10 protein-coding genes are annotated in these 14,637 nt (G+C 36.5%); 1 reads left to right on the top strand and 9 read right to left on the bottom strand.

The window, feature by feature from the left end:
* Window positions 1-178 precede the first annotated feature (178 nt).
* The 9 genes from C7390_RS05155 to C7390_RS05115 all read right to left on the bottom strand — a co-directional run bounded on the left by C7390_RS05155 (window position 179) and on the right by C7390_RS05115 (window position 13,664).
* Window positions 179-1,480: a TrkH family potassium uptake protein gene (locus C7390_RS05155; protein WP_082421511.1), complete on the bottom strand. Its 1,302-nt coding sequence runs from the start codon at window positions 1,478-1,480 to the stop codon at window positions 179-181.
* A 350-nt stretch (window positions 1,481-1,830) separates the two neighbouring features.
* Window positions 1,831-3,528 carry a glycoside hydrolase family 43 protein gene (locus C7390_RS05150; RefSeq protein ID WP_116443732.1) on the bottom strand — a complete coding sequence of 566 codons (1,698 nt, stop codon included), beginning with the start codon at window positions 3,526-3,528 and terminating at the stop codon, window positions 1,831-1,833.
* Between the two features lie 305 nt (window positions 3,529-3,833).
* Window positions 3,834-4,799 (bottom strand): SseB family protein, encoded by a 966-nt coding sequence (locus C7390_RS05145; RefSeq protein ID WP_055174059.1) that lies wholly within the window; start codon window positions 4,797-4,799, stop codon window positions 3,834-3,836.
* Window positions 4,800-5,004: 205 nt separating this feature from the next.
* Window positions 5,005-6,015 carry a hypothetical protein gene (locus C7390_RS05140; protein WP_055174058.1) on the bottom strand — a complete coding sequence of 337 codons (1,011 nt, stop codon included), beginning with the start codon at window positions 6,013-6,015 and terminating at the stop codon, window positions 5,005-5,007.
* A gap of 208 nt (window positions 6,016-6,223) precedes the next feature.
* Complete coding sequence (gene carB / locus C7390_RS05135; protein ID WP_055174057.1) at window positions 6,224-9,436, bottom strand: carbamoyl-phosphate synthase large subunit; 3,213 nt, start codon at window positions 9,434-9,436, stop codon at window positions 6,224-6,226.
* Window positions 9,437-9,440: 4 nt separating this feature from the next.
* Window positions 9,441-10,514 (bottom strand): carbamoyl phosphate synthase small subunit, encoded by a 1,074-nt coding sequence (locus C7390_RS05130; RefSeq protein WP_022205620.1) that lies wholly within the window; start codon window positions 10,512-10,514, stop codon window positions 9,441-9,443.
* A 176-nt stretch (window positions 10,515-10,690) separates the two neighbouring features.
* Entirely contained in the window at window positions 10,691-12,166 is a 1,476-nt protein-coding gene (locus tag C7390_RS05125) for a WD40/YVTN/BNR-like repeat-containing protein (protein WP_055174056.1), read from the bottom strand.
* 21 nt (window positions 12,167-12,187) lie between these two features.
* Complete coding sequence (locus C7390_RS05120) at window positions 12,188-13,003, bottom strand: hypothetical protein (protein ID WP_055174055.1); 816 nt, start codon at window positions 13,001-13,003, stop codon at window positions 12,188-12,190.
* Window positions 12,990-13,664 carry an ATP-binding cassette domain-containing protein gene (locus tag C7390_RS05115; protein WP_022502545.1) on the bottom strand — a complete coding sequence of 225 codons (675 nt, stop codon included), beginning with the start codon at window positions 13,662-13,664 and terminating at the stop codon, window positions 12,990-12,992. Before C7390_RS05115 ends, C7390_RS05120 begins: the two co-directional genes overlap by 14 nt.
* A 273-nt stretch (window positions 13,665-13,937) precedes the next feature.
* Here C7390_RS05115 and C7390_RS05110 point away from each other — a divergent pair, with 273 nt between their 5' ends.
* Window positions 13,938-14,621 carry a phosphatase PAP2 family protein gene (locus C7390_RS05110; protein ID WP_022502544.1) on the top strand — a complete coding sequence of 228 codons (684 nt, stop codon included), beginning with the start codon at window positions 13,938-13,940 and terminating at the stop codon, window positions 14,619-14,621.
* Window positions 14,622-14,637 lie beyond the last annotated feature (16 nt).

Raw genomic sequence — 14,637 nt, 5'->3', positions numbered from 1 at the left:
CGCTTTCGCTACTTGAAACCACAGCGGACACTAAGCGGCTAAAATACAGCCGCTAAGTGCCGGCGGCTTCAACAGTACCCAGCTTGCAATATAGTCCGCCCTCACAACTGTTTCGTTTCAATAACAACATTCACCAAAACAGTGCATCAATACTCTCTCCACATATATTTCACAATCATCACCCTATAGTTATATTACCCTCCGGATAATTAATCCTCTCTCCCTTAGAGAAATGCCACAATGTAGCAATCGTAAGCGGTCCAAGTCTTCCTATGTACATAATAACAATAGATAACAACTTTCCTGCAATTCCTATCTGTTGTGTAATTCCTGTTGAAAGCCCTGCCGTTCCAAATGCACTTGCGACCTCAAATAATATATCAATAAAATCAATATCCGGCTCAAATATTCCCATAAGATAAGCTCCCACGGTCACAACACACATAGCAAGTATCATAATAACCGAAGCCTTTCTGAACGCTTCCTTAGGTACTGCATAATGAAATGCTTTCTCCGACTTATTAGTTGCTGCCGACTTAACACCCTGTATGAGGACAAAAAATGTGCTTGTCTTTATTCCACCTCCTGTAGAACCCGGCGAAGCTCCTATAATCATAAGTATTATAATCACAAGTAGTCCCGATTTTGAAAATGTCCCAAGTGAATATGTTGCAAATCCAGCCGTTCTGGCTGATACACTCATAAAGAATGCTCCCATCCACGAGATATTTTCTGTAATCTTAAGAAGCAGAGCACCAGCGATAATAAGCACAATACTCACTGATATTACAATCCTTGTGTGCATTGAGAATTTCTTCCACTTAAATCTCTTTTCCCACAATTCACATATTACAAAAAAGCCAATACCTCCAAAAAATACAAGCGTACAGGTTATAATATTAAGTGCTATATTACCACTGTAATTAATAAGGTTCTGGTTATTTCCAAGAATATCAAAACCAGAATTATTAAACGCCGCTACCGAATGAAACACGCTTATTCCCAATGCCCTAAAAAATGGATAATCTCTTATAAACACCAGAAAACCTGCTATTGCACCAGCCCCCTCAAATATAAGCGTAACAATAAATATCTTATGTATAAGCCTTACAAGCCCCTTTGCCGTATCCATATTCAGTGCTTCCTTTAAAAGAGTACGTCCTTTTATATCTACCTTTTTACCCATAACAAGTATTATTCCGGCACCCATAGTTGTCACACCAAGACCACCTATCTGAATAAGTGCCCCTAGTATAAATTGCCCCACAGGTGTAAATGTGTCATATGAGTCAACCACCACAAGCCCCGTTACACATACTGCACTCGTTGATGTATACAAAGCATCCGTGTATTTTAAATCAACACCATCCCTAACACTAAACGGCAAAGACAAAAGCACTGACCCTGCTATAATCACAAATATAAACCCAAACGCTATTATTCTTGCAGGCGACTGCTTTCTTATTAAATTAACCATCATAGTACTTCCTTAAATCGCAATATTTATACTCAAATCTCATAAAATTTATCATTTAAGATACTATATACCACCCTGCTCTCCAATGCAAGCAAAATTCTCATAAATATTCTAATGTCAGCTTCCAAACCTTCCCACAAAAAAGTGTGTACTCCGCCACTACAGCAAAATACACACTCTTCATAACTATTTAATTAAACATCTCCAACTACTAAAATACACACTCCATAACAATCCTCCCAATGTGTCCCTGTAAGTTGGAGAACCGCCGGCACTTAAGTGATGTACTTTAGCACTTTAGTACCGCTGATAGCGACACTCAGCGAAAGCATATCTTTGTTGCTTATGTTAATTTAATCCAATTGCCCGTTGTCTATACATCTATATCTGATATAATCAACCGTCACAAATCCATCCCCCTGATTCTCATTCTTAATCTCATTATTATGATTAACAAACATTCCATTCTTAACGCCAACCCAGCGTCCTGCCTTTGCTGTAAAGCTCACCTGCTTCTCATAAGCCTTTCCATCAAAGCTTATCTCCAAAGTCACCTCTTCTACAGGAACATTTTTAACAGCCAGTGCCATTTCCTTGGTATCCTTAGTTCCTGTTCTCTTAACTGTATACCTTAAATATACAGTCTTTTCCTTATCAGCAAATGTATCCTTAGCTATAGGATAGTCCTTAAAATCTTCCTTAGAATATGCCGCCTCACAATCAAAGCTCTGGGTGCCTCTGACTGTCCTTATTGCATATTCCCCGAAATTCTTGACAATTCCAACTGCTCCATATTCCACGCCTAATGACACAATTCCGGCATAGTCTCCATTTTCAAGACCATTCACGCACATTTTAGTAACACACTCAAATTCAGGTGCAGGCCATTTCTGTAAGAGAAGATTTCTGTAATCGCTCACTGGTCTAAGAGGTGTTGATGCAAGTGCATTAAGTCTTATATATGAGCCGTCTGGTGTTTTCTTTCCATAGGCATCTGTCTTAGTCACATACCAGCTGTCATCATAATTAGAATTCCACTGCCACTGTAACATCATCTTGTCGGTATCAAATTCATCTGTTGTGTCTGGCTCACATACTGGATATTTATCTGTGTCCTTAAACTCCTCTGCTGTCTTTCCAATATTGGGTTTTACATACTGCATAACTGGTTCACCGTAATCATTGCCCTCTTTATTAACACCAATTATTGGCCAGTCATTTTCCCAATGCATTGGCTGTAAATGTGTTATTCTGCCTGCGGCATACACATCTTGAAAATGTAAGAACCAGTCCTCACCAGTAATTGTATCTACCCACGCACCCTGATGAGGTCCGTTGACTGGAGAGTCACCCTGTCTTAATACAACCTTATATTCATATGGTCCAAATGGATTTTTGGAACGGAGTATTGTCTGCCAGCCGGTCTTAACACCGCCTGCTGGTGCAAATATATAATAATATCCGTTACGTTTATACATTTTAGGTCCTTCTATTGTTATCTGATCATTCTCATTACCATCAAATATCTTTACTTCATCTCCAAATATCCCCATACCGTCTGGTCTCATTCTTACTATATGAAGAACACTCTTATATCCAATTCTGCTCTTTGCAACACCTGCCACAAGATAAGCATTACCGTCATCATCCCAGAATGGACAAGGGTCAATCCAGCCTGCACCTGGTCTTATATTAACAGGCTCGCTCCATTCACCAAACGGATCTTTGGTTGTTGTCATATATATTCCCTCATCTGGCATTGGAAAACATACATAATATGTACCCTCGTGGTATCTTATAGATGGTGCCCACACACCACATCCGTGCAGCGGATTGTTATATCTGAATTCCGGAATGTGTTTCAAGCAATAATTAACAACCTTCCAATTCACTAAATCTTTTGAATGTAATATTGGAAGTGCTGGCGAATTAGAAAAGCTTGATGCTACCATAAAATAATCTTCTCCCACTCTTATAGCATCAGGGTCAGAATAATCTGCATAAAGTATCGGATTCCTATAATTTCCATTGCCCAAATCAGCTAACCACATAAACATTACCTCCATAATCATACATAATATTTCTTAAGTTAATCTAAGTTTACATCATTACAAGTAATTTGCCAACACTTTCATAAAGTAATTTTGTAAAAGTATTTTTACATAAGTATTTTTCATTATAGGTGCCTATATTTGCACTGCAGTACGAACCTGTATATAGGACTTTTTATGTATAATGAATTAAATTAATTAGATTTCCCTATTACATAAAAAGCCTGCCAGTATCACATCTTACAATATATCACATAATTGTGATACAATCATAAAACCCGATACAAGCAGGCTTACATATTATTCTATTTATTGAAATCTTTTTCTATTTTCTTAAGTGTTTCAAGTGGAATATAATAACTTATTCCAAGTGGATTAAATATTGCTCCTGAAGCTCCAAGCTCGTCTATAGCCTCAACAAGTTCCTTATATGTATAGAGCATATTCTCATACTGTCCCTTATAGCATTTGTCCATCTCAAAACCATCTGTAAATGCCGGTATTGCTATAACCTGCTCGTCTTCCTTATGCTTAACCCTGTCTGTAACATCAATAAAATGATGTGCTATAGATACTTCTTCCTCTGTCTCCTCCTTAACACATGGAACCATATATTCAGAATTAACCATAGCATTTAACATAGCATTTTCTCTCTTATCAAGAAGCTCTTTTATTGTATCTTTGTCTGTATTCTTTCTGAACTCCTGAAAATAAGAAATCATTGTATTCTGTAAACCTGGGTTAGTCACATAATCATCCCTAAAGAACTCATCATATGTTCCAAATGCTTCTCTTGGTATTACATATTCAAGCTTGTCGCCATCTGTAAGTCTTATATTCTTATATCCATTACGATACATATGGCATAACTCCATAGCAAACGCATCATTATTCTCAACACCAACTGATACCTCGTAACCACTGAGCTTAAGCTTTTTCTCAATAAGTGAAGAATTCTTAGGATTAAAAAGAACAAATAAATCACTGTCTACCATATATGGGTACGATGTTGTACTTGAATATACAACCCATAAATGTTCCTCTTTTCTTAATTTATCAGCTATAACCTTTGCATATATCTCTTCAATTCTTCCAAAATATGCTAAATCGTTAGTATTGCCCATCTCCTTGGCTCTTTTCTTTAAAGATGGCAGTACAACAGCCATAACCTCTACTGCATCAGCTAAAGAAAGCTTCTCCATCATATCTACGCCGTAGTCTTCATCTTTGCTGATATGTCTTATTACGTCCTGTATTTTTGTCTGATTCATAATATATATACCCTTTCCGAATTGCATCATATGTATAATAGTAACATATTTGTGTACAATTATCAATTCAACTTTATTTAATGATTCAACTCACAAAATCTTTACTCTGTTTTATTTAATTCAGCTGCCCTGATATAACTGCACGAATTATGTAATATACCGCATCTGCAAATTGCACTGCCACATTACAGCTTCACAACTGCCATTAATTAAAGAACTCCTGCCAGTCAGTTATATTCTTATCTGTAAGACATAACATTGCCATTATTCTTGCCTGCCAGCTTGTCATTGTCTGTGCTGTGATGACATTTAAACCATCAGCCGCATAGTCATATTCACTGCCAGAATTATTAACAACAATTACCTTAATATAACCTGATACATCTTTTACAAGCTGTGTCATTGCTGGCGACAGACTTCCGTCAGCAGTATCGCTGACTACTACTACAGACTCATATGAAGCCATTATTTTCTGTGCTGTATACACATCATTGCCTATATAATCATTAACCATACCGACATAGCCCATATCCTTAATCCCTGTCACGTCAAAATGATGTTTTGCACTATCATTAACCTTATTCGCTTTATTATCAACAATATCAGCTATTTCTGTCTTATAATTGTTATTATCTTCCTCAACAACATATATACTCTTATCTGTATCTATTGTATAAGTAAGAAAATATCTGATCTGGTCTGCAAATCTTTTCCTCGCCGATACGATAACTATATCCGCATCACCACTACATATTTCCTGGACTTTAGAAGCCAATGATATTAAATCCTTTGTTTCATCAAAATCTTTATTTTCCTGAATTAATTCAATATCTATTTTATCCTCATAATCTGCTGTATTAACAAGCTCGCTCACACTTCCATATGTCCCAACAATACAAACCTTTCGCTTACCACTGGTCTGGTTATTACCATTACTATTGTCGCTGCCATTAACAATACTTCCGGCATCAGAGCTGTTATCTTTCATACCGCCCGCATTATTTCCACTATTATCTGTTATCTTATCAGTGTTATCGCTAACCGTACCATTCTCATTATCTGCCTGGCTCATATATTCAACCGGGTTAGACACAAAGCCACAGCCTGCAAGTGAAGTTACACCAAGCATAACAGCTGCCGCTATTGACACTGCATTTTTTAACTTCAATTTATTCTTTAGATTAATAAGCTTATCACCTATATTCAATAATCTCATATATTCTCCTTTTTGCCCTGATTATCAAATATATTATTCAGGACATATTAAGCATTTTAACATAATCCCCCTGATTATAAAAGTCCCCCAAAAGCTTTTAAGGCACATTCGCCTTACTTAGCTTCTGGAGGACTATAATATTACTTATAAAATGTATTATATAAACATTATATCACTCTGCATAATTATACTATTTGCATTAATTCAATTAACCTCTGTTATCAATTGTAGCAATATCTACTATTGAAAGTTCCTGATTATTAAATGCATGCTCAAGACTTGAGATAAGTGCGTGAGCTGTATCAAGACTTGTAAGGCAGTGAACGCCTGTCTCGATAGCATATCTTCTTATAAGGAAACCATCCTTTGCTCTCTCAATACCATTTTCTGGTGTATCAATAACAAGATCAATCTTATGCTCTAATATAAGGTCAAGGAGTGTTGGAGCTTCCTGTCCAATCTTATTAACCTGAATAGCGTGTACGCCATTTTCTTTAAGAACCTTAGCTGTACCTCTTGAAGCATATATCTTGTATCCAAGTGCTTCAAATCTCTGTGCTATATCAATACCGTCCTGCTTATCCTTATCTGCAAGAGTCATAATAATCTGCTTATGCTTTGGAAGTCTTATTCCAGCTCCCTCAAATGCCTTGTAAAGTGCTTCATCAAAGCTCTTAGATATACCAAGGCACTCACCTGTAGACTTCATTTCTGGTCCAAGGCTTATATCAGCACCTCTGATCTTCTCGAACGAGAATACTGGCATCTTGATTGCATAGTAATCAGCAGCCTTCTGAAGACCTGGCTCATAACCTAAATCTCTTATCTTAGCTCCTGTAATAACCTTAGTTGCAAGCTTAACAATAGGAATACCAGTAACCTTGCTGATATATGGTACTGTACGGCTTGAACGTGGATTTACTTCAATTACATATACCTGATCGTTGTATACAATAAACTGGATATTAATCATACCCTTTACATGAAGTGCTCTCGCAAGTCTTCCTGTGTAATCAGCAATCATTTCAGTTATCTTTGGAGAGATTGACTTAGCTGGATATACTGAAATACTATCTCCAGAATGAATACCAGCTCTTTCAATGTGTTCCATAATACCAGGAATAAGAATATCTTCGCCATCGCATACGGCATCCACTTCAATTTCCTTACCCATAAGGTACTTATCTACAAGGATTGGGTGATCCTGCTTAATTCTGTTGATAATTCCCATAAATTCCACTACATCTTCATCAGATACAGCAATCTGCATACCTTGTCCACCAAGTACATATGAAGGACGTACAAGAACAGGATAACCAAGTTCATTAGCAGCTTTAAGGGCTTCCTCAACAGTGAATACTGTCTGTCCTTTTGCTCTAGGAATCTGTGTCTTTTCAAGAATCTCATCAAATAACTCTCTATCCTCAGCAGCATCTACATCTTCTGCCTTAGTTCCAAGAATTGGCACACCCATCTTCATAAGAGCTTCTGTAAGCTTGATAGCTGTCTGTCCACCAAACTGAACTACAGCTCCATCCGGCTTCTCGAATTCTACAATACTTTCAACATCTTCTTCTGTAAGTGGCTCAAAGTAAAGCTTATCAGCAATATCAAAGTCTGTTGATACTGTTTCTGGGTTATTATTGATAATAATTGTCTCATAACCCTCTTTCTTAAATGCCCATGTACAATGTACTGAACAGAAATCGAATTCAATACCCTGTCCAATTCTTATTGGACCTGAACCAAGTACAAGAACTTTCTTCTTATCCTTAGTCTCTGCAGCTTCATTCTCACTGCCATATACTGAATAGTAATACGGAGTTGTGGCTGCGAACTCAGCGGCACAAGTATCAACCATCTTAAATGCTGCGTGAATATCATACTTATCACGAAGTTCTTTTATTTCTCTTTCTGTATGTCCTGTAAGTTCTCCAATAACATTATCAGGGAACTCAATTCTCTTAGCCTCTCTTAATAATTCTTCTGTAAGAGGACCTTTCTTTAAAGAATTCTCCATCTCAACGATAATCTGAAGCTTATCTATAAACCATCTGTCAATCTTTGTTATGTCATGCATAACTGCTGGCTCTATGCCTCTTCTTAAGCCTTCTGCTATCTTCCAGATTCTTCTGTCATCAACTACAGCAAGATCTTCTAAAAGTTCCTCATCTGTAAGTCCTGTAAAATCGTATGACATAAGGCTGTCAACATGCTGTTCAAGTGAACGTATAGCCTTCATAAGACCACCCTCGAAGTTATCAGATATACTCATAACCTCACCAGTAGCCTTCATCTGTGTTGTAAGTGTTCTCTTTGCAGAGATAAACTTATCAAATGGAAGTCTAGGTATCTTAACTACACAGTAGTCAAGTGCTGGCTCAAAGCTTGCATATGTCTTTCCTGTAACTGCATTCTTAATCTCATCAAGTGTATAACCAAGTGCAATCTTAGCTGCAACCTTGGCAATAGGATAACCTGTAGCCTTAGAAGCAAGTGCTGAAGAACGGCTTACACGAGGGTTAACCTCGATAACGCAATACTCAAAGCTGTCTGGATGAAGTGCATACTGTACATTACATCCACCTGTGATACCAAGCTCATCTATAATGTTAAGGGCAGATGTTCTAAGCATCTGATATTCCTTATCTGAAAGTGTCTGTGAAGGAGCAACTACGATACTATCACCCGTATGTACACCAACAGGATCGATATTCTCCATATTACATATAGTTATGCATGTTCCGTTGCTGTCACGCATTACTTCGTATTCGATTTCCTTCCAGCCAGATATACATCTTTCAACAAGAACTTCACCAACTCTTGAAAGTCTTAAACCATTCTCAAGAATCTCTCTTAATTCTTCTACGTTATGGGCGATACCACCGCCGCTTCCACCAAGTGTGTAAGCAGGACGAAGAACAACCGGATAACCAATCTTAGCTGCAAATGCTTCACCAGATGGAACATCATTAACAACTAATGAAGGTGCACAAGGTTCACCTATCTTTTCCATAGTTTCCTTGAACATAAGTCTGTCTTCTGCCTTCTTAATTGTAAGTGCAGTTGTACCTATAAGCTGTACATTATTCTCTTCAAGGAAACCTGTCTCTGCTATCTCCATAGCAAGGTTAAGACCAGCCTGTCCACCAAGTGTAGGTAAGATGCTGTCTGGCTTTTCCTTTAATATAATCTGCTTTAATGCTTCTACAGTAAGAGGTTCAATATATACTTCATCAGCAATATCCTTATCTGTCATGATAGTCGCTGGGTTAGAGTTAACGAGGCATACTTCTATTCCCTCTTCCTTAAGAGAACGGCAAGCCTGTGTACCTGCATAGTCAAATTCTGCTGCCTGTCCGATTACGATTGGACCTGAACCGATTACTAAAACCTTCTTTATATTAGGATTCTTTGGCATTGTCTTAGTCCTCCTTCTTCATCATATCCATAAATCTGTCAAAAAGATACGCTGTATCCTGTGGTCCTGCACAAGCTTCCGGATGGAACTGTACAGTAAATATATTCTTACCCTTATAAGATAGACCTTCATTAGTCTTATCATTAACATTTTCAAATGCTGGTTCTGCAACCTCTGGATTAAGTGTTGCTTCATCTACAACATAACCATGATTCTGTGTTGATATATATACCTTTCCAGTAGCAAGATCCTTAACTGGGTGGTTAGCACCTCTGTGTCCATACTTTAATCTGTGTGTATCAGCACCTGTCGCAAGAGACATAAGCTGATGTCCAAGACATATGGCAAATATAGGCACATTGCTTGCATAAAGCTTCTTTATCTCTTCTATTATCTCTACACATTCCTTAGGATCTCCAGGACCATTTGATAACATAATACCATCTGGATTAGAAGCTAAGATTTCCTCTGCCTTAGTATACGCTGGATATACTGTAACCTCACAGCCTCTGTCATTAAGAGACTTAGCAATATTCTTCTTAGCACCAAAGTCCATAAGTGCAACTCTTGGTCCATCTCCGTTAAGTACATACTTTTCCTTGCATGTAACCTTTCTTACAACTCCCGCAACCTTGTATTCCTTAATCTTAGGAAGTACTTCATCAAGATTATAGTTTTCGTTAGTTGTAATCATTCCGTTCATAGTACCCTTTTCTCTTAATATCTTAGTAAGGGCTCTTGTATCTATTCCACAGATACCTGGTATATCATTATCTAAAAGGAACTTCTGTATAGGAGCTTCATTTCTGAAGTTACTTGGCATCCTTGATAATTCTCTCACAATAAATCCATCTGGCCATGCTTTTTCAGACTCCATATCTTTATAGCATATGCCATAGTTGCCAATCAGAGGATATGTCATTGTAACTGCCTGTCCTGCATATGAAGGATCAGTTAACACCTCCAGATATCCTGTCATCGAAGTATTAAAAACTATTTCGCTAATGACTTCGCGAGTGGAACCAATACTTGTTCCCTTAAATACTGTTCCATCTTCAAGTATTAAAAATGCTTTCATGAATGCCACCTATTCCCTTTCGTATATTAAATTGATTATAGTGCGCAAACCACAACTGTTAATAGTCTTTATATAGTTTCAATTGACTTTTGCGCAAAAAAAAAGACACAAAAATGTCTTTTTTTCTTAAACTCTATAAATATTATCATATAATGAATAATAATTCAAGCAAAAAGTCAATTATGCTTATTATTATTCTGCGTAATCTCAAGCTGCCTTACGAACACCCATGTATCACCTTTATCAGATGACTGATACTTAGCCGCCGTCTTTCCATCATTATAAGTTCCATCAGAACCCTGTGTAAGATATACAGTTATAATACCTTTATCATCAACTGTAGGAACTAACGCTTCCTTGTATACATCATTCCATTTTAACTCATCATCTGCTACCGTGCTTGAAGCCGTTGATGACTTAGCTGTACTGTCAAGCTCCTGTTCTGGAAGTGTCACTTTAGAAAATGTCTTGCCGCCATCTTTAGTCATATAAAGATTGCCGTCCATTCCTTCTGCATAATTGTAGCAGAAAAATCCAACATTTTCGTCCACATACATAACACCTTTTAATATATAATTAGCAGGACCGCTTCCAACTGTTGTCCACGTCTCGCCACCATTAGCTGTCTGGTATATCCTGTAAGACTCCTTTTCATTATCAGTCCTGGCATAACCACATACAATAACACCCTTATTCTCATCAAAGAAATCAACATAGTAATCTTCTGCGTTATATATATTATCAAGTTCACAGCTGGTCCAGTTAACACCTTTATCATCAGAATATATAAGAGTTACCGGTACTTTCTTAGAACTTCCCATCCTGCCGCCAAATAAAAATGCAGTCTTTGATGTAGTTATAAGATAACTTCCATCCTTCAACGTGCTTGTACTTCCGCTTTCATACATAAGATTTTCAACATCTACTGGAACAGTTGCATAATGCTCACCATCATCATAAGTTACACTCAATATATCATCTCTTATAACATATCTTGCAAGCAGGTCTGTAGAAGCATTGGTCTTGTTCTCGCTATCTGCTGCCAGGGCTGCCTTCTCATTGTACTGTGCTATTCCGTATTCTTCCGGACTTAATGCTGATGTAACATACACCGTAGCAGTGTTGTCAGTATGTGCATCAATATAGTAAGATACAACCCACTCACATTTCAATCTGTCATCATCAGTAACTCCGTCCCACGAAAGAAAATAATCAGAAGCAGCATTTTTAAGAATTACCGAAAAACTTATTAACGCTGTATGTTCATCTTCATTCAATACATTAATATCATCTATTGTCATCCTCTTAACTGACTTATTATACGGAAGATACTCATTCATATACTGATTAACATACTCATTAAGCCACGTCCTGGCCACTGTTTCTGTCTTAACCTGTGATACATCAGGCATCGTATTTATGACATTAGAATCATCATATGTAGCTGCCCTTGTCTGATACTGCTCATCAATAACATCCCCGTAAGCATCTATATCCACCGTGAAAGTATACCTTGACTTAATATCAAGATTACTTTCCTTGCTTCTGTAATAATACGAACGTATGAATACAGCTATAACAAAAGCACAAAGAATCCCTATACATACCCTTAATGTAATCAATCTTAACTTTTCTCTGTTCTTTTTCTTCATATTCGTTCTCCATCATCCTAATCAGCTCTCGTGTTTTAAATGCATAGCCTCTCTGACAATCTTTCTGTAATACTTATACCACCATAAGAAATACATTGCACCAGCTCCTGCAAGGAAAAATACCAGCACCACAAAAGGATGTACTGCATAGAGCCAGTTATGGGAAAGTCGTCTTACAAAAAATGGCACACCATACGCAAGTAAAACACATACCGCCATAACAGTTCCATTAAACACACTTCTATTCTCATATACCCATATAAAATGATCAAAAGACATAATCGCAAACATCTCACCTATAGGTCTTACGCATATCGTAAGCATACAGAGCATAAGCGAATGAAACCACGAAACGCCGAATATATTAAGAATAATAAAATAAAATATGAATTCAGTAACCATCTTATAAAGAAGCTTTCCTAAAAAATTCATATATGGACTTATTGACATAACTCTTATCATAAGGTAATCCCTGTCACCTATAGTAAATAATATGTTGTTAGAAAGACTTCCGCATATAACCGAAAGCATAACAAACATATATATAATTGTAAGCTCCTGATTGGCCTTAATCAATGGACACTCAAGACCTATAAGCACATATGGTATATATATAAGAATAAATACATATGCAAACTTCTTTATAAATTCCCATAAAACCATAAATAACTGTGCCATAATTCCAACAAATAATCTCGCCTTGGAATTCTCTGCAAATGTATTCTCTTTAACACATCTGCCTATAAGTGGTGCATTACTTATATATCTTATACCTGCATTAGTACCCTCATAAAACCTTAAAATCTTCTCAGCAAACAGCTTCCTAAATAATCTCATTGTCTGTCTCCCCTAATATATCTAAAACTGCCTTCCTTATCTCTGGAATTTCCATAGTCTTTTTATCTATGTGATTAAATTCTCCGTTATTTAAGACTAGCGTATCCTCACTTATCCTCTTGGAAATCTCTAGAAGTCCTGTTGAGATAAGTATTATCCTGCCTTCTTTTATTGTATTAATAACTTCGATAAACTTATTAATGTATTCTTCACTGCAATAATCAAGTGGCTCATCAAAAAGCACAACATAAGGTCTTATTACAAGAATACAGGCAAGCTGTAAAAGCTTCTTCTCCTCAAATGTATAATCCGCTATAAGCTCATCTCTCTTGGCAACACTGAACCCAATTCTATCAAATATATCCTCTGGCTCAGGGTCGTCTCTCTCCATATCACAAAGCATACTTATAAACTCATAACCTGTTATGTATACAGGAAGAACACTCTGCTTTGCCGCATAAAAATATTTACACTTATCAATTGTAACTATGCTTCCGTCATCAACAGATATATCTCCACATATACACTCAAATAATGTTGTTCTTCCAGCTCCCGGTCCACCAAGTATAGGATATATCTGTCCCTCCTCAAATGTAAAGGATATATCTGTAAGAACTTCATTCTTCTTATAGCTCTTTTTTATATGGCTTAATTTAAGCATATTTTTCTCCAATTCATATCATATAATTAAGTGACAGCCGTTAATATATCCGGACATCTACAACATAATTGTATACCAATCCATCACTTACTTTACAAACATTTTCTAACTATTATAATAATTTTTTATTAAATATTAAATCACAACAAAATATTATATTAAAAATCTATAACTTTGTAAACACATAATCAAATTGCTATTGCTTTTGATTAGAAACAATGCTAACATTTTAATATTATTTATTATAGCGGTTATCTGCTGGAAATGAAGGTTATGATGAAAACATTTAAAAAAATATGGTGGCGTCTGCTTTTTGCACTTTACGCTTTTATATATCTTCCCTGGTTCTTTTATCTTGAGCATAAAATAACTATGGATTATCCCGGAATTCACATATTAAACGGAACAATCGACAGCTATATACCTTTCCTTGAGATATTTATAATCCCTTATCTTTTATGGTTTGTCTATATAGCTGCTTCATGCATATATATGGTTCTGAAAGCAGACAATAAAGAATTTATAAGATTTGCTCTTTCACTTATTATCGGTATGTCGGTATCTATGTTTATATGTATGATATACCCTAATGGTCTAACATTAAGACCTGATAACATCCCTGATAATATATTTGGAAAGCTTGTTGCTGTACTCTATGCTACCGATACGACAACCAACGTATTTCCAAGCATACATGTATATAATTCAATTGCCGTCCACACTGCCCTTTCAAAGTGTAAGGCACTTAAAGAGCACAAATATATTGTCAATGCTTCACTTATATTATGTATACTTATATGCCTGTCAACAATATTCTTAAAACAACACTCTGTATATGATGTTATCGGAGGTATCGTTCTTATGGCATTTATGTATTTTATGCTTTACATTCTGCCAGAAAGAAATACAGAAGCAAAGTGCGAAGCTGAAAGCCAGCAGCAGTCTATAACAGACTAACAATAATATTATTATA

The sequence above is a fragment of the Bacteroides galacturonicus genome (assembly GCF_003096855.1).
Lineage (GTDB): Bacteria > Bacillota > Clostridia > Lachnospirales > Lachnospiraceae > Lachnospira > Lachnospira rogosae.
The sequence above is the reverse complement of the archived record's forward strand: the minus strand, read 5'-3'. Positions and strand labels throughout refer to the sequence as shown.